This window comes from Bradyrhizobium canariense (assembly GCF_018130465.1).
GTDB lineage: Bacteria > Pseudomonadota > Alphaproteobacteria > Rhizobiales > Xanthobacteraceae > Bradyrhizobium > Bradyrhizobium canariense_C.
Map to the genome: position 1 here is coordinate 1 of NZ_JAFCKJ010000017.1, position 17177 is coordinate 17177.

Consider the following 17177-nt stretch of genomic DNA (forward strand, 5'->3'; position numbering starts at 1 on the left):
GGCTGCAAGCTACTGAAACAATTCCGAGATTTCACTTCCACTACAAGTACAAGCACTGCCACGGGCGGTACGGCTAGCCAATAAGATCAATGGGTTAGACATTTCGACTGTTCAAAACTCCGTCGTTTTTGTCTAACTCTTGAAAGCGTTTCGATCCCGGTGGTGCTTGCCGAACTTCAGGGGCCCCACGAATGGACGGCGCTCGCTATCTTGAGGATGGCAAGCTCACGATTTTTCGGCGCAATGGCACCTACTACGCCCGCCTGCGACTTTCACCGGGGAAATACGTCACTCGATCGTTGAAGACGACGGTCGAGGAGATCGCCGTTCAGGCAGGCCGGCGGCTGCTTCGTCCAGGTTGCCTTTGGCCTATCGCGCAGGGTAGCCCGAGGGTGATCGCTTCCCCTTGAAGCGCAGCAATTCATTTGCGGAATCCACTTTAGGCTAACTTGCATTCAGCGCACGTTCTCCTCTACGTTGCAGGATCGTCGATTCCATAAATTGAGCCCGTCATTCGAAATGTCCGAATTAGTGAATATTTGGAGGGAAATTGCCTCAGGAAATCGTTTCGGAGAAACGAAACTCGTCTTTTTTATCGGCTTATGCCTTGGCATCCTTGGGCTTCAGAATAGCCCAGATCAGTCTTTCTCGGCCGCGACCGTAGCACGGGGAGGATCTTCTGCCCTTATGGTTCCGACGCTCATACTGTGCATTCTTCTGGCGCTAATGGCTCTCATTCCTCAGCTGTCTCCCGGAAAAAGCCTGCCGTTCATTTTCCCTAAGAGTAAACGCCTCAACATCTACTACTTTTTGGATATCGCGAGCCTCAACTCAAGTGCCGAATGGCTTGCACTGACAGGAATTGAGATTTCCGACCGGGAAAAGGCCCGAGCCGCAATGCTCGCCGATCAGACGTACGTTGTGGCGAAAATCGCAGCGAAGAAATTTCTGCTTCTTCGGTACTCGACGATCATTCTCTGTATCGGGTGGGTCGCCTCTTGGGCACCATTGATCGTAGCCTCACTGAGGAGCTACGTATAACGTGAGTGCCTCCAATGACGTAACGACATTAGAGAAATGGCTGGAGACACTACCAACCTCTGTTGCTTATGACGAACCGAGTCGCGGTTCCCTTTCGCGGCAACAATATCTAGACCAGATTTCTAGGATCACGGAGCCGCCTACCGTCGTACTTGCCTATCTTCAAGACGAGAAGCAGGGGGCTGGGCCGTTCCTAACCTTAGCCTACGGAACGCCACCCGGTGCAAAGGAATCTGGGGCTCCGGCACGCATCGCGCTGAAGAGCGTTGATCCGGAAAACAACGAGATCAAGCTGTCGAGAAGATCGATCGCAAGATTTCTAAAGGAATGCGGCAGCAACTATGAGGGTTCACTGATCTATATCTTGCCAGCCAAAGGAAAAATAACCTCGCTGGATCGAAAGCAGAAATTAATCCCCCATGACAGCGCTGGCATTGCCATAGCCTTTCTTCCGCAATCGACTGAATTGTCGCCGCTCATTTTGATGCAACTGGAGATCACCAGGCGTCAATTCTTTGCCGAGATCGCGAGATCACGAGATGAGCGAGTCGCATCGGCCCTAAATGAGATGTTGACGCTACTCTCTGAGGGAGCCTCGATCTCTCAAATCTGTGAGCTAACTCAGGAGTATTGTCGATCACGTTCAATCATGCTCTTCGAGCTGACGGGCAATGAATATATCTGCATAAACGCCGTTTCGGAGAAAGGTCGACGGCGAAAAAAACCGTCCCCCATCCCAGCTCCAATTATCGCTCCGTTGATCGAAGGTCGCAGGTCAGCCCGAAGCCATGTAGTTGAGAGGCGCATTCCCGACGAGATCATCGCCATCGTTGGCAACTCGCCCTGGATGATAGTGCCTTGCTCGACCGATGCAGTGAACGTTCTGACCGGTCAGAACACGAAATATGCTCAGTATTTGATTGTAGCGATTGGTAAGCAGAAGGCCGATTATCTCGGTAATGATTTTAGCCTGACAGACCTCAACGTGACCGTTAGCTTGGCGTCGCTTCTGTCTACGCACCTCCCCTATGTCAACGTTTCCGCAATACACGGAGACATATCGAATAAGCTAGACCAACGAGGGTTGAGAAATTTTGATCTATCCTGGCTATACAAACAGGCAAAACCCGTAATCCCCGGGCTAAAGGCCATAGCCATTTTCCCCGAATTTCCCAACATCGACGACGCGAAATTTGAGCCGGAGCCATTCGAGATAGATCATCGATCGGTTTATTATTCAGAAGCGAGCCCGCGCAGCAACGGCGCTTGCCTAGCCCACAGTGACATTGGGAAACGCGATCTAAGTTGCATGATTTTCAACGCTTCTACTGAATATCGTAATTCGCAACGCATCGTACTTTGTTTCGAAGATCAGCTGATCCAATCTGCGCACTTACAACTGCTGGACCCAATCCTTGAACACATCCGCGGCGCATGCGGGGTAATTGACTTTCGAGAATACAATCTCGCTACGCAAGCACAAATTCGGCACGTTATCCGTGGGTCCCTTTCGGCCGCCATCTCCGAGGTCGAATTGATCTCGGACCGGGTGCGCATTTACTCTCGGATGCCCACTAAGCTAACAAAGCTCTTCGACACCCCCACAATGCGAACCGGGATCTCAGATGCTCTACTATGGCTAAACGAAGCTTATGCACTGGCCGATGCTCCTCGTTATCTACTGGATAGCTTCGACAAGACGTCGATCCGCTGGTCTGATGTCGATCCCGTCGAGCTTGTAAGGGATACATTGGCCATCAATCGAGGCGAAATCCGCCGCCGTGGCCTGCGAGTTGAATTGATCGTACATCCGGATATGCGGCGCCGTTGGGTTTCCGCCGACAGAGAATTTCTAAAAATCGTCATTTTTAATTTGATCGACAACGCCGTGAAGTATTCTTTCCAGGATCGGCACTTGACTATCGAATTGAGCTTTCTCAAGAGCAATCGTTGGAGGTTCGAAGTTCAGAACGTCGGCGTCCCAATTGATGAGGATGAGCGACAGAAAATCTTTGATCCATGGGTTCGCTCTTTTCGACAGTACTTGGCCACTCGGCGGCCGGGCACAGGGCTTGGGCTCGCAGTAAGTCAACGCATCCTACTAGCGCATGACGATACAGCTGTGTTCGACTTCGAATCCGAGCTAATTTCAAAACGGCCTCCAACGGCCACGACGTCATTCTTCTTTGAATTAGACGCCAAAGGGAAAGGGGAGGCATCTCGGTCGTGAAAATCATACATTTAGAAGATGAATGGCCAAAGGCTCGGTCGCTCGCGCACCAACTTCACGATCGGATCTTTGAATTCCTTCCGCCAGAGTCCGCCGTCGAGCTTGATCTGGTTGAAGAAGAGGACGCGAGCAGCCGCATTCCGTCAAAGATCGTTGTTAGTCTTGTCGGGCGGCGCCCAGCCCCGATTTTCGAATATCTGTTTGTGGTAGACCTAGACACCTTGAAGGATATCGCGACACCTGCGGATTTGGTCATCGTCGATATAATGAGGAACGACAAGAGCGGCCGTTTCGTAAGCATTCTTCCAGCTGTTATGGAGGTGTTTAACAGTGGGGAGTTCAGCAGGGACCGTTGGAGATATTTCTCGGCTTATCCAGAAAAGGTCCCGGCTGAGTGTGACCTAGCCGGCCTCACTAAGAAGGAGCACACCAAGCTAATTGGTTTCTTGTTCGAAAAAATCTGCGAGCAGCAGCCATGGACATAGCAGATGGCTGGTTTTGTTTTGAGAGGCTCGATGACATTCATCGGCCTCCGCAATTCCAGAGCGTTGAGCTCGACAGTCTATTCTTAGAAAGTTCGCGGATCAAAATCCGAGCTGCTTGGTGCGTCTCGTGCTCAGATCGCAGGCTAGTTTTCTTTTGGGGGAATCGATCCTTCAAACAAGAGCCGTCACCCGCAGCTAGTCCAAGCATGAGTGGACGATATGGGTATTACCTCCGGAAGTTCAAACCTCTGTTTGACAGCTTTGCCTCGGCGAGCAGCGGTCTTCTTTCGTCGAGTTTGTTTGAAATTGGGCACACCACTCCGATAAAGTACGTCGACACAAGGCCAATCTTCAAAAAATCTGTAATAGAGATTTTCGCTGGACGGGGGTTTCTCTTTTTCTATGCACTAGACGAGGCCGACACCTCTGAAGAAGACTTGCTCGACCGGCGGACGTTTCTACTTCGCTGCAGCGAGCGTGGACAAGAAATTTGCCGTGAGGCCCGATATTTCTTTAAACATGTTCCCGCGGACGTCTTAAGAATTGAACTCGATAGCAACCGGTTGTTTGAGCAATACTACGGCCCCAGCTCGTTCGATCCGATAAGAGAGCCGCATGTTCCATTCGTCTGGCCGTGGCAACGCTGCGTGGAAGTCAGAAAAGAGGCACTACACCCACGCGAGATAGAGACGATATCGCTTGTAATGGATATCCGCAACTCTTCGTCTGCAATGTTGCTGACGACAGACCCACCGAAATTCTCGATGTTTATCGATAAGGTGGTCGAGAGCGCTCAGGACGCGATTACTCGGCATGGTGGTTACTTCGACAAAGATACAGGTGATGGGGTAGTAGGGCATTTCTATCTACCCCCAGATGAAGTCGATGCGGGCGCCGTCGTAAAGCAAGCCCTCCGTGCGTCAAGGTCAATGTCATTGAAGACGACTCAGCTTTGTAGAGCGTATCAGGAGAACCTGAGCTTATCGCTCGCCGGCTTAGGCTGTGCGATTGGATTATTTTCGGGCAAGGCTGTTTGGCTTATGTCCTGGAAGGGAGTGCGAGCAATTGGCAGCTCCGTCGTCAACGCCTCTCGAATCTGCTCAAATGCTAAGTCGGGAGAAATCGGCTACTGCAATGCAATCGCGAGGGCTCTGACTTCAGGTGCGATAGGATCGGATTCGTTTCCGCTAGATGGCTTCCGGAGGCAAATCGACGTCTCCGAAGTTAGGGGAGCGGCACTTCCGGAGGCTTCGTTCGTAAAGATCATCTAATTGTACTTAGCTATTTGAGCTCGCCGCTGCGATTGACCTTTTATTAATGTGGCGCCTGACTTTTGAAGTGCCGCGAGCGGGACCAAGCGCCCGGCATAATAGTCGCTGGCCATTCGAGCGTCAGGCTCAATCATGGGAGGCGATTCGCTATCAATAGTCCACGTCCCCACGGATTGCGTAGAACAGCGACCCAGGAGCCTATAGCTGCAGGATCTCATAGGAGCGAAAGATGGCTGAGCCGACGATCGCTAAGCGGCCCAAGAAGAGACTTGCTGTCTTTTTAGATGGTACGTTCAATGCAGTCGATGACAACACGAACGTGTGGCGGCTCAAATCAGTCTGCGCACCAAAAAGCGAAGATGATTCTGAGCAACACGTATACTACGCAAGAGGTGTAAACGGATTTTGGGGCGGAACGGTCGGCAAGGGATTGGATGATCTGATCAAAGGTGGCTACGAGTGGCTGATTGACCAATATGAAGTAGGCGACGAGGTCTTCATCTTCGGTTTTAGTCGTGGTGCCTACGCAGCACGGAGCTTGTCAGGGCTCATTACCAAATGCGGTCTTCTCAAGTCCGGAGGCGCTCTCGGCGTCAAACAGCTTTATGCGAGATATCAGCGCTCTGAAGCTGACACGATATGGCATCTCTGGGAAAATGGAGACAGCGGTAAGGATCCCGAGGAACGCCTTTTGGTAAAGTACTCGCAGCGGGTCGCCATCAAGGTAGTGGCGGTTTGGGATACCGTTGGCGCACTCGGTCTGCCGTTCGGCCACATCCCGGGGATAAGTCGTTCAAGTTTTGGATGGCTCCATACAGGACTGAGGGTCCCGATAGAGAACGCATATCACGCAATGGCGATCGACGAACATAGGCGGGCATTTTCCCCGACGCTCTGGACGACTAGAAGGCCGACGGACCCAAACGCTGTTGTAGCCGCTCCTCGGACGCTAGAGAGCGTAGAACAGAGATGGTTCGTTGGCGCTCACGCCAACGTAGGCGGAGGCTATCCGAGCGACCTCCTTGCTCAAATTCCCCTAAGATGGATGATGAAGAAGGCCTCGTTGCATGGGCTGACCTTCAAAAATGATGTTGAGCTGGACGGCGACGCACTGAAAGCAGACATTTGCGATTCGTACCGTGAATTTATGTACGGCCTGTACTCAAAATTATCCAGGCGCTACTACCGGCCGATCGGAGAAGCCCCACAGCCGAATAACGATGGGACGAACACCAACGTGAACGAAACAATAGATGCATCCGTATTTGACCGATACAGGACTGATAAGAACTACAGGCCTCGCGGCATTCTTGAATGGGCGAAACGATACCAAATTGAGCCTGCTCAAGTGCTTGGCGCTGTGAGAGCAAATGAGCCAAGGGCTCACGTTCCAGATTAGAAGCGCGATCGTCTACAGGTGCAGCCGGAGCCCCCCCCCCTTTAATTTTCCTCGAACAGAACAAGAACGCAGAAGGCTTGCTTCGTCTCCGCTTGCGCTTTTGATATTGTTCAAGCTTTAATTGTGTAGGTGAGGGCCACGTTGGCGGATGTACCGGGACGCCTTTTAACGCAATCAACTCCAGCGTGGAGCAGGCGAAGTCACACAGATTGGAGTGCCGGGGAATCGGATGTCGGGCTTTCTCAGTCTGCCTCTCGAACAGACTCTAACCCTTTTTAGAGAGCTTTCCCGCAGTCCCTTGCTCTTCCCGCTCCTAGTGGTTTTCCTTTGGCGCGGAAGCAATGGAAGCCTTGCTCCCACTATCTTTCCGACGATAACGATTTTAGGCCTGTTCTTCTTCGAACCAGCAATTCGATCTGGGGGCCCTTGGCTCTCCTGGTTCGCGCCGACGACCCTCGAATTTCTCGATCCGCACACGTGGGTCTCTTCCATGCTTCGAAGCCAGCAGATGGTGCTCGAATTTGTGGAGCAGCACAGTCCCGGGTGGCGTCTAGAGGACTTCATGGTATCGGGAAGGACCATGACCTATGCGTTTCTCACGTTTTCGACACTGTTACTTAGGTCAGATACTGGAACGTTCAAAGGTCTCTTAGAGTTCACGGGTCTGATAATCGCGGTCGGAGTCCTCACGATCGCACTCATCTTTGTTTTCATGTTGGGCGCCATTCCTATTCTTCAAAATGCCGACGTGGCAACGGAGGAAGAACTCGCTCGAAAATCGCGGGTCGCATTGGAGTATCTGGCACGGGTGCCAGAATTGGCAGCAGCGTCAGCAATGCTCCTGTGCTTGTTTGCTGGTCAGGCTGTGAGCTACTTGCGATCCGCGACAACCAGTCTTTCCTTCGGTCTAATTCTTCTCAGTGTGATCTATCCTTGCCTGATTCTTGGCGGCGGCATTCTCGGATTCAGCCTCCTGAGCTTCTGGAAGGGCCTGTTGTTCTTGGCATTTATGATCGTCGGTTATCCCGTCTGCTTAGCATTTACGCGAAGCGACGTCGCTGATGCGACTCTCATTAAGCGATACTCCCTTGGCGTTGAGCAGCTCTTTGGAATCTTCCGTTACAAAGGCGGTTATCTATGAAGATCGTTGTATCTGTAATCTTGCTCGCTGCCGCTCTCGCTGGCTTCTATTTTCTACAGTGGCCAAATGCCGTTCTGTTTTTGCTCTTCCTTGTAATAGCTTATCCGCCGGCACTTGCTACGACAGTCGCCGACGAGATTCCCTCTCGGGACATTGTTCAAATGTATAAAATTGGCGTCTCGCAGATCCCATTCTTGGGCGGGATCATCAGTGCAATCATGGGCACGAACAACCGGCAGCGGCGTGACAGGGGCTAGCCAATCGATCAAGCGGGGGGATTAAAGACCAAAGCTAGCTGCGACCTCATGCCTCTATTTCTAGAACGATCACAGCCTAACGATCATAGAGAAGCTTTGCTACGACGCTCGACGTAGAACCGACTGAATTCCTTAAGCAACAAAAGCCACAAGCAAACGCTCGTTAGAGTCGGGCGACAGCACCTAATGCAGATACCCGGGAGATCGAGAGGATAAATTGTGACGGTCGAACTCTACGGAGCCTACAATTCTTGCAGATTACTTGGAACGTCAATTCAAGTGCCAGCTTTCAGAAGAACGCCGGATGTTCGCCTCTAATCGCTAGGCAGCCGAGGAAACGGTTGCGACTCATCTCGAAGGTGTGGCGGCCCAAGTCGTTAGGCAGCCCAACGAGCGAGGACGTAGGCGGAAATGTGATCCCGACACAACATTCGCTCTCGTCCAGACTGTGAGGAACTACTGAATGCTCTTGGAAAATACGAAGAGCGAAGTCCCGGATGGCTAGACCCTTTAAGGGAGCCCGCTCGCCATCAGTAAGTTCAATAGCTGAACCGCGTATCGGTCCTGTTGGACAGGCGATGCAATACTTTTGTATCTTTAGCGGGCCCGCTTTGCTTGATGCAAGCACCACTGGAATTCACGATGGAACCTACGCACGGCTCCCGCCTGGTTGTTACAGTCCACGGAATAAGAACGTATGGTCAGTGGCAAGAGAGATTAGAACAACTGCTACATGAATCATTGTTGCCGGATCAGCAGATAGACTTTGTAAACTACAAGTACGGGTACTTCTCCGTTTTTGCATTCATCTTGCCGATTTTCCGATGGATCATAGTGCGACGCTTTCGCAGCGAATTGATTTCGATCTCAACTGCGAAAACTTATTCTCGAATTGATCTTGTTGGGCATAGTTTCGGAACGCACGTTATCGGATGGAGCCTCATCGGAAAGAAGGCTCGGAAGATCCCTGGCATTCATACAGTATTGCTTGCTGGAAGTGTACTCCGCAGCGGCTTTCCGTGGCGAGATCTAATCGGGACCAGGGTGAAGCGGGTCATAAATGACTGTGGTTCGAAAGATGCAGTTCTGCTCCTGAGCCAGTTTTTAGTTCTGTTCACAGGGATGGCGGGCCGCACAGGGTTTTCGGGGGCTACTGGATCCTCCTTCCGGAATCGTTACTCTGAATTTGGACATAGCGGCTACTTCACAGACGAAGCGGGCAACGCGAGCGATCAGTATATGCAATCGCATTGGCTCCCCGCACTTATCGATGACAGTGCAGTTAGCCCATTTGACAACCGCGTCTCGCACTGGAGTGACGGCGCTGTTACTTTTCTGGGAAACAACGCCGAGCCAATTAAGCTGACTGTCTATCTAGCTCCATTGCTTGGAATTCTGGTCTGGATTTACTCTCTCTACAGTTCCGAGAACGAGGCTCGCGCTCAGGCTGTGCTTGCTCGTAACAACGAAACTGTGCTTCGAATAGCCTCAGATGATCTTCGGAAAGCAGCCGATCGTTCGCGCGACGAAGCCTTACGACAACTTCGCCAAACTCAGATTCAAGAGTCTCTTCGACTCACGGAAATCTCGAAGCAGCACGCTGACAAAGGCGATTATGGAACAGCGTTGCAGCTTGGTATCGCCGCTCTTCCTCGTCGCCGAGCGGATGATGATCGGCCTTACGTGGCGGAGGCTGAAAGGCGACTGTATGATGTTGTCACTCAGATAAGTGAGCTGGCTGTCTTTGAACACGACCAGAGCAATGTAAAGAGCATTAGCTTAAGCCCGGACGGCAACCGTGCCTTGATCTCAGGCGGCAATGCCATTCTGATTGATGTGCGGTCCGGTCGAAAGTTGAGTTCTTACTTTGACCAAAAGGCCAATGCTTCGAGAAGCGTTTTTGTAGACGATCAGCATGCATTCTTCACAACTACCGATGGTCAGGCATTAATCATCAGGCTCGAAGACGGCACTTCAGTAGCTCGCATGAACGCGGAAAGCGTTGTCAGCCTTCTGGCGCCGAGTTTCTGCCCATCTGCAGGACTTATAGTCACCAGCGATGCAGAAAAGGTCCAGCTGTGGGGTAAATCGGGGACCCTGAACTTCCAAGTTAATCATAAGGGTATCAAGTTCGCCCAACTATCTGGCGACTGCAAGGTCTTAACACTTAGCTATTATGGCGTCTCGGGTTCGTACACAGAACTATGGGATGTTCCACGAAAGCAACTCACTTCTCGGCTTCGTGCTGATGGCAGCACCCACAGCATCGCACTTCGTCCAGGGCTGGCAGGCTTTGCGAGATCGATTTCATCGAACGACGTGACAATCACTGATGGTTCCGGTGAAAAGGTTCGGACGTTTCAAGCACATAAAGGCCGGGTTCAATCACTGGCATTTTCCAACGACGGGCTGCGACTTGCTTCAGTTGCGGATGACGGTCTCGCGATCGTCTGGGAAAGCGAGACTGGAAAAATACTCGCTACGCTGGACGGGCGGATTGGTCCGCTCACACGAGTACTAGTCTCGTCGGACGGCTCGCTCGTGATAACGGGCGCACAAGATGGGACCGTGCAAATTTGGAATTCAAATAAAGCTAAGCTGCTTAAAACCCTGCGGGGCCACACCGATGAGATTCTAGATCTGCTCCTTACGCCCGGCAAAGAGAGCCTATTCACCCTCTCACGCGACGGTTCAGCTCGTTTGTGGTCCGTTGGCCCTGTCCCAGCGATAGGGCGACAAGTCTGTTTGGGTGATGACTACTCCATACAGGGCACATTTCCGTCTCCCGATGGGAGTAAAGTCGTGGTTTCTCCGGATTTTGGGATCCACTATCCTCATTCATCAGTTCTTATTGACGTGATCTCTGGTCAGCAACAGCAGCTTCGAGATCGGTCACTGACCTCGACTACCATGACCACGATCAGCTTTTCGCCCGACAATCAGCTAATGGCACTTGCATTTGTTGATAACACCGTTCGTATAACTTCAATTAACAATCGATCTCTTGTGTCGACCTTAGCCGGACATACCAAGGGAATTTTTCAAGTTATATTCTCTTCCGATGCTCGTCAGGTGTTCACGTTCTCTCGGGATGGATCGACTAAGGTTTGGGATACCGCTTCTGGCCGCGAACTCCGATCGTTGGAAACGATGATAACGAACCGCGGTTCACGGGTGTCACTGAACGGTAAACTTCTTGCCCCGCAAGGATACAACGGTCCGATTCTCGTCTGGGATTTATCCGACGGAACCGTGGTTCGCGAACTCCCTAATATGGCCTTGGGAGTTCGTTTCGATATTTCTGGTGACGGCAAGCATGTCGCGATGGCGAGGGGAAGGGACCTGACTATCTTGAGAGTGGACGATGGACTTATAGTGCGCAACATTGAAGCACGAAGCTATCTGTCCGGTTTACGGTTCTCCCCTTCGGGCAAAATGGTAGCTGCCGTCGGTGCACAAGAGGGGCGCATTTGGAATATCGATAATGGAAACGAGACCGAGCTCTCAGAATATTCGGGAGAACTCGTTGAACTCGTATTCAATGCACGCGGAGATCGCCTCGCCGGTTCTTACAAAGATGGCACAGTTAAAATTTGGAGCAGCCAGAGCGGAGAATTGCTCGGCGAGTTATCGGCTAACTCTGAGCCAGCTAGGATGTGGTTTACCGATAACGATCGCTTTTTGGCGGCGACCTCAAGCGATGGTTGCCTGAGGGGTTGGCGGCTATTCGATGACGCCGACCGACTAGTGGAATACGCTAGGTCGGTTGGCCCTCGTGCCCTGACGAAGGGCCAGCGCCAGCAATTTTTTCTTTCCCAAGACACAAGGTAAGCTAAAATGCGCTAGTCACATTAGTCGCCCAACCTCGTTGCGAACACGGCAGCCGTTGCCTGCTTACCGTAGTACTCCTGAATGACTTCCACTGAGGTACCCATGTTACGGGCGACCTCGAACACTCCAACTCCATTCCGCAGCGTTTGCACCGCATAGAAGTGGCGAAGACTGTAGATGGTGTACTTCTCTCCGAAGCTACTCTTCAAAGTGCCCGCATCTCGCAGAGCTGCATTAAACTGATCGATCAGAGTTATGATCTCTGATCCATCGGGCATGACAAATAGCAAACCGTTGGGATCTTCCAACCGACGTTTTGTCAGATATTTGTCAACCCGCTTATTTGCAGCCGACCTGATGATAACATCTCGCTCTCCGGTCTTTCCTCGTACAACGAAGCGATAGTTGCTACGGCCCTTGTCGTCTTTGAATGGGTGAACGTCTCGCACACCTACATTGTTCGCTTCGCCCGGTCGGAAGCCCGAGTTCGCAAGAATCAAAACATAGATGCGAAGCAACTCCCGGCTCTTTCGTGTGCGGTCGTCTCGGGAGTCTTTTATTCGCCTGCATAGCGTTCGCCATAGCTGACGAAATTCCCAAAGCTCGAAAGCTGGCCGCACCCGCTTCTTCTTGGGTGTGAACGATACAGTGATCGGCGGCTTGTTTCCTCGGAGCTCAGCAGCCCACTTCACGATTGCTTTGCCAAGCATCATGTCCCACTGAAGGGTCTTGTCAGACGGATGCCGCTTGGCGTTCTTCGGAAGCGCATCGAACGAAGCATAGTAGTCCCGGCGCCACGGAATAAATTCCCGCATCACTTTGTCGTCGATGTCTTCGACAGCCAACTGCCCAGCGTATTCACGCCAGAACTTCGAGACTCTCCTGATCTGCCGCAGCATCCCGGCCGAAGTCTTGCCGTGCGCATGATCCCGCTCACGAAAGCGGATGTAGTCGTCGATGACAGCCGAAAATGATTTGGATTTCGGCGGAAGGCCCTGCTCGGCTCGATGTTCCAATTGGAACAGCAGCCGCCGGCCTGCCTGAACGGCGATCTCCTCGACCGTCGTCTTCAACGATCGAGTGACGTATTTCCCCGGTGAAAGTCGCAGGCGGGCGTAGTAGGTGCCATTGCGCCGAAAAATCGTGAGCTTGCCATCCTCAAGATAGCGAGCGCCGTCCATTCGTGGGGCCCCTGAAGTTCGGCAAGCACCACCGGGATCGAAACGCTTTCAAGAGTTAGACAAAAACGACGGAGTTTTGAACAGTCGAAATGTCTAACCCATTGATCTTATTGGCTAGCCGTACCGCCCGTGGCAGTGCTTGTACTTCTTGCCCGAGCCGCAGGGACAGTCCTCGTTGCGGCCGATCTTGCCCCAGCTTGCCGGGTTCTTGGGATCGCGCAACGCGGCGTCGGTGGCCTGCGCTCCGAGCGAGACGCTGGCGAGCGCCATTTCGTCCTCGCCGGTGTTCGGGTCGAACTTGTGCGCTTCCATCGGCGGCAGCACCGGGGCTTCCTGCTCCGGCGGCACGATCTCGACCCGCATCAGTTGCGCGGTGACGGCCTCGCGCAGATGCGCACTCATCTCCTGGAAGAGATTGAACGCCTCGGTCTTGTACTCCTGCAACGGATCGCGCTGGCCGTAGCCGCGCAGGCCGATGACCTGGCGCAGATGGTCGAGCATGATCAGGTGCTCGCGCCAGAGATGGTCGAGCGTCTGGAGCAGAATGGTCTTCTCGACGTAACGCATCACGTCGGGCCCCCATTGCCCGACCTTGGCCGCCATGTGCTCGTCGGCACGGCTCTCGATGCGCGTGAGCAGCTCCTCGTCGGCGATGCCCTCTTCCTTGGCCCAGTCCTCGACCGGCAGGTCGAGATCGAGCACGCGCTTGAGCTCCTCCTTCAGGCCCGCGACGTCCCACTGCTCGGCATAGGCATGCTCGGGCACGTGCTTGGCGACGAGGTCATCGATGAAGGCATGACGCATGTCGGTGACGGTCTCGGCGACGCTGTCGTCCTTCATCAGGTCGATGCGCTGGTCGAAGATCACCTTGCGCTGGTCGTTCTGGACGTTGTCGAACTTGAGCAGGTTCTTGCGGATGTCGAAGTTGCGCGCCTCGACCTTCTGCTGCGCCTTCTCGAGCGCCTTGTTGATCCAGGGATGGATGATGGCCTCGCCCTCTTGCAGGCCGAGACGCTGCAGCATGCTGTCGAGGCGATCAGAGCCGAAGATGCGCATCAGATCGTCTTCCAGCGACAGGAAGAATTTCGAGCGGCCGGGGTCGCCCTGACGGCCGGAACGGCCGCGGAGCTGGTTGTCGATGCGGCGGGATTCGTGGCGCTCGGAGCCCATGATGTAGAGGCCGCCGGGCTTCTTCACGGTCTTGGCGGGCTTGCTCCCCTTCGCCGGCTCGATCTCGACCTCTTCCTCGGCCTTCAGCACGATGTCGCGGAAGTGCTCGATGTCGGCCTTGATCTGTTCGATCTTCCTGGCCTTCTCGGCCTCGTCCTCGATGGAAGCGGCCTCCTGCTGGATGCGCATTTCCAGCGAGCCGCCGAGCTTGATGTCGGTGCCGCGGCCGGCCATGTTGGTCGCGATCGTGATCGCGCCGGGTACGCCGGCTTCCGCGACGATGTAGGCTTCCTGCTCGTGGAATCGCGCGTTCAGCACCGCGAACAGCTTTGCCGGTTTGCCGGCGCGGGCCGCGGCGTACAGCTTCTGCATCGAATTCTCGCTGCCGAAATCGATCTGCCGATAGCCGTGCTTCTTCAGATATTCGGCGATCACTTCCGATTTTTCGATCGAGGCGGTGCCGACCAGCACCGGTTGCAGTCGCGCATTGGCGCGCTCGATCTCGGCCAGGATCGCGGCGTATTTCTCGTTCTGGGTGCGATAGACCTCATCGTCCTCGTCCAGACGAGCGACCGACAAATTGGTCGGGATTTCCACGACCTCGAGCTTGTAGATGTCGAACAATTCGTCGGCTTCGGTCAGCGCCGTACCGGTCATGCCGGCGAGCTTTTCGTACATCCGGAAATAGTTCTGGAAGGTGATCGAGGCCAGCGTCTGGTTTTCCGGCTGGACCTGCACATGCTCCTTGGCTTCGAGCGCCTGATGCAGGCCTTCGGAATAGCGGCGACCCTGCATCATGCGTCCGGTGAACTCGTCGATGATGACGACCTCGTCGTCGCGGACGATGTAATCCTTGTCGCGGGTGAACAGCGTATGGGCGCGCAGCGCCTGGTTGATGTGGTGCACGACGGAAACGTTCTCGACGTCGTAGAGCGATTCGCCCTTGAGCTGACCGGCATCGCGCAGCAGCGTCTCGATCTTCTCCATGCCGGCTTCGGTCAACGTCACCGTGCGCTGCTTCTCGTCGACATCGTAGTCGGACTTGTCGAGCTTGGGCAGGAAGCCGTCGATGGTGTTGTAGAAGTCGGAGCGGTCGTCGAGCGGGCCGGAGATGATCAGCGGCGTGCGCGCTTCGTCGATCAGGATGGAGTCGACTTCGTCGACGATCGCGTAGAAGTGCGGCCGCTGGACCATGTCCTCGAGCCGGTACTTCATGTTGTCGCGCAGATAGTCGAAGCCGTATTCGTTGTTGGTGCCGTAGGTGATGTCGCAGGCATAGGCCGTCTTGCGCTCGGAATCGTCGAGGCCGTGCACGATCACGCCGGTGGTCATGCCGAGGAAGCCGTAGATCTGGCCCATCCAGGCGGAGTCGCGGCGGGCGAGATAGTCGTTGACGGTGACGACGTGGACGCCCTTGCCGGCGAGCGCGTTGAGGTAGACCGCGAGCGTTGCGACTAGGGTCTTGCCTTCGCCGGTCTTCATCTCGGCGATGTCGCCCTCGTGCAGCACGATGCCGCCGATCAGCTGGACGTCGAAATGGCGCTGGCCGAGCGTGCGCTTGGCGGCTTCGCGGACCGTGGCGAAAGCGGGGACTAGGAGGTCGTCCAGGGTCTTGCCCTCGGCGAGCTGCTTCTTGAACTCGGCGGTGCGGGCCTTGAGCGCCTCGTCGGAGAGCTTCGAGACCTCGGGCTCCAGCGCGTTGATCGCGTTGACGCGGGACTGATATCCCTTCACCCGCCGGTCGTTGGCGGAGCCGAAAAACTTGCGGGCGAGCGCGCCGATCATGCCTAGTTCCTGTGTTCGCAATTCAACCGCGTTGCAGCCAAGAGGTTGTCACCCGCCTGCCTATCAACTCACCGTGACGTCTGGTGGCCCCAGAGCCCGGACTGCGGGGGGTCCATCCGCCATATGGGTGGGAGTTGGGCAAGTCTGGGTTCAACGGCCAAAAACGCAGCAAAATAAACGCCATCGCCATGGACGCGACCGGGCAGAGATATGGCCCGGTCAGGGCCTTGTCAACGGCGGGCGCATTGCGGCCAATTCATCATTTTGACAGACTTTTCGCGTTGCCAAGCCCCCCTGAATTGGGCGAGTGTCCGCCCCGCTCGAGCAGCCCCCTGCTTCAACAAAAGGATTTTCCATGACCACCTCGTTCCCGGTAACCAAAACCGGCCTGCGCTTCGGCCTCGCCACCGCCCTCGTGGGCTGCCTTGCGCTGGCGCTGATCGCGGGTCCTGGCCGGGCTGCCGACGATCCGGTGCTGGCGAAGGTCAATGGCGCTGAAATCAAGAAGAGCGACGTCGCCATGGCCGAGGAGGAACTCGGGCCGAGCCTCGCCCAGATGGACCCGGCCACCAAGGACGAGAACGTCCTGTCCTTCCTGATCGACATGAAGATCGTCGGCAAGGCCGCCGAGGACAAGAAGGTCGCCGACGGCGAGGAGTTCAAGAAGCGCCTGGCGTTCGCCCGCAACCGCCTGCTGATGGACAGCCTGCTCGCCGGCGAGGGCAAGGCCGCCACCACCCCGGACGCCATGAAGAAGGTCTATGAGGAGGCCTCCAAGCAGATCACCGGCGAGCAGGAAGTGCGCGCCCGCCACATCCTGGTCGAGACCGAGGACGAGGCCAAGGCGGTGAAGGCCGAGCTCGACAAGGGCGCCGATTTCGCCGAACTCGCCAAGAAGAAGTCCAAGGATCCGGGCTCGGCCGATGGCGGCGACCTCGGCTTCTTCACCAAGGAGCAGATGGTGCCGGAATTCTCGGCGGTCGCCTTCGCGCTCGAGCCGGGCAAGATCTCCGACCCCGTGAAGTCGCAATTCGGCTGGCACGTCATCAAGGTCGAGGAAAAGCGCAACCGCAAGGCGCCGGACTTCGAGCAGGTCAAGGCCCAGATCGAGCAGTATGTCACCCGCAAGGCCCAGGCCGACTACGTCGCCAAGCTGCGCGCGGAAGCCAAGGTCGAGCGGCTGGACCAGCCGGCCGATGCGGCAAAGGACGCCAAGCCGGCTGATGCCAAGCCTTCTGATGCCAAGCCCGCCGACAGCAAGATGGCGCCGCCCGCGAAGAAGTAAGAATTCGCTGTCACTTCACGGACGCCAATAGTATCTAACGTCGCAATGGCCGGGCAAATGCCCGGCCATCTGCATATCCAGACCCATCAAGGCGACCCGCG

At 54.8% G+C, this 17177-nt stretch carries 11 protein-coding genes; 9 read left to right on the forward strand and 2 right to left on the reverse strand.

Annotated elements, in window-relative coordinates:
* The first annotated feature begins 501 nt into the window (after window positions 1-501).
* From JQ591_RS31360 to JQ591_RS31395, 8 genes are all read left to right on the forward strand, one after another.
* Complete coding sequence (locus JQ591_RS31360; protein ID WP_211399838.1) at window positions 502-1041, forward strand: Pycsar system effector family protein; 540 nt, start codon at window positions 502-504, stop codon at window positions 1039-1041.
* A 1-nt stretch (window position 1042) separates the two neighbouring features.
* Window positions 1043-3271, forward strand: a complete 2229-nt coding sequence (locus tag JQ591_RS35710; RefSeq protein ID WP_211399839.1) for a sensor histidine kinase — start codon at window positions 1043-1045, stop codon at window positions 3269-3271.
* Window positions 3268-3756, forward strand: coding sequence for a hypothetical protein (locus JQ591_RS31370; RefSeq protein WP_211399840.1), 489 nt, complete (start codon window positions 3268-3270; stop codon window positions 3754-3756). Before JQ591_RS35710 ends, JQ591_RS31370 begins: the two co-directional genes overlap by 4 nt.
* A 206-nt stretch (window positions 3757-3962) precedes the next feature.
* Window positions 3963-5027 (forward strand): adenylate/guanylate cyclase domain-containing protein, encoded by a 1065-nt coding sequence (locus JQ591_RS31375; RefSeq protein ID WP_211399841.1) that lies wholly within the window; start codon window positions 3963-3965, stop codon window positions 5025-5027.
* Between the two features lie 229 nt (window positions 5028-5256).
* On the forward strand, window positions 5257-6426 hold the full coding sequence (locus tag JQ591_RS31380; protein WP_211399842.1) for a DUF2235 domain-containing protein: 1170 nt from the start codon (window positions 5257-5259) through the stop codon (window positions 6424-6426).
* 229 nt (window positions 6427-6655) lie between these two features.
* Window positions 6656-7567, forward strand: coding sequence for a hypothetical protein (locus tag JQ591_RS31385; protein WP_211399843.1), 912 nt, complete (start codon window positions 6656-6658; stop codon window positions 7565-7567).
* The gene (locus JQ591_RS31390; protein WP_211399844.1) at window positions 7564-7824 is read left to right on the forward strand and encodes a hypothetical protein; all 261 of its coding nucleotides are present in this window, start codon (window positions 7564-7566) and stop codon (window positions 7822-7824) included. The genes JQ591_RS31385 and JQ591_RS31390 overlap by 4 nt, the downstream gene beginning before the upstream one ends.
* A gap of 642 nt (window positions 7825-8466) precedes the next feature.
* On the forward strand, window positions 8467-11655 hold the full coding sequence (locus tag JQ591_RS31395; RefSeq protein ID WP_211399845.1) for a WD40 repeat domain-containing protein: 3189 nt from the start codon (window positions 8467-8469) through the stop codon (window positions 11653-11655).
* Window positions 11656-11675: 20 nt separating this feature from the next.
* Here the strand turns inward: JQ591_RS31395 and JQ591_RS31400 are convergent, their stop codons facing one another.
* Both JQ591_RS31400 and secA read right to left on the reverse strand, forming a co-directional pair.
* Window positions 11676-12836: a site-specific integrase gene (locus tag JQ591_RS31400; RefSeq protein WP_211399846.1), complete on the reverse strand. Its 1161-nt coding sequence runs from the start codon at window positions 12834-12836 to the stop codon at window positions 11676-11678.
* Between the two features lie 114 nt (window positions 12837-12950).
* On the reverse strand, window positions 12951-15791 hold the full coding sequence (gene secA / locus JQ591_RS31405; protein ID WP_211399847.1) for a preprotein translocase subunit SecA: 2841 nt from the start codon (window positions 15789-15791) through the stop codon (window positions 12951-12953).
* Window positions 15792-16146: 355 nt separating this feature from the next.
* Between secA and JQ591_RS31410 the strand changes: the two genes are divergently transcribed.
* The gene (locus tag JQ591_RS31410) at window positions 16147-17076 is read left to right on the forward strand and encodes a peptidylprolyl isomerase (RefSeq protein WP_211399848.1); all 930 of its coding nucleotides are present in this window, start codon (window positions 16147-16149) and stop codon (window positions 17074-17076) included.
* The last annotated feature ends 101 nt before the right edge of the window (window positions 17077-17177 follow it).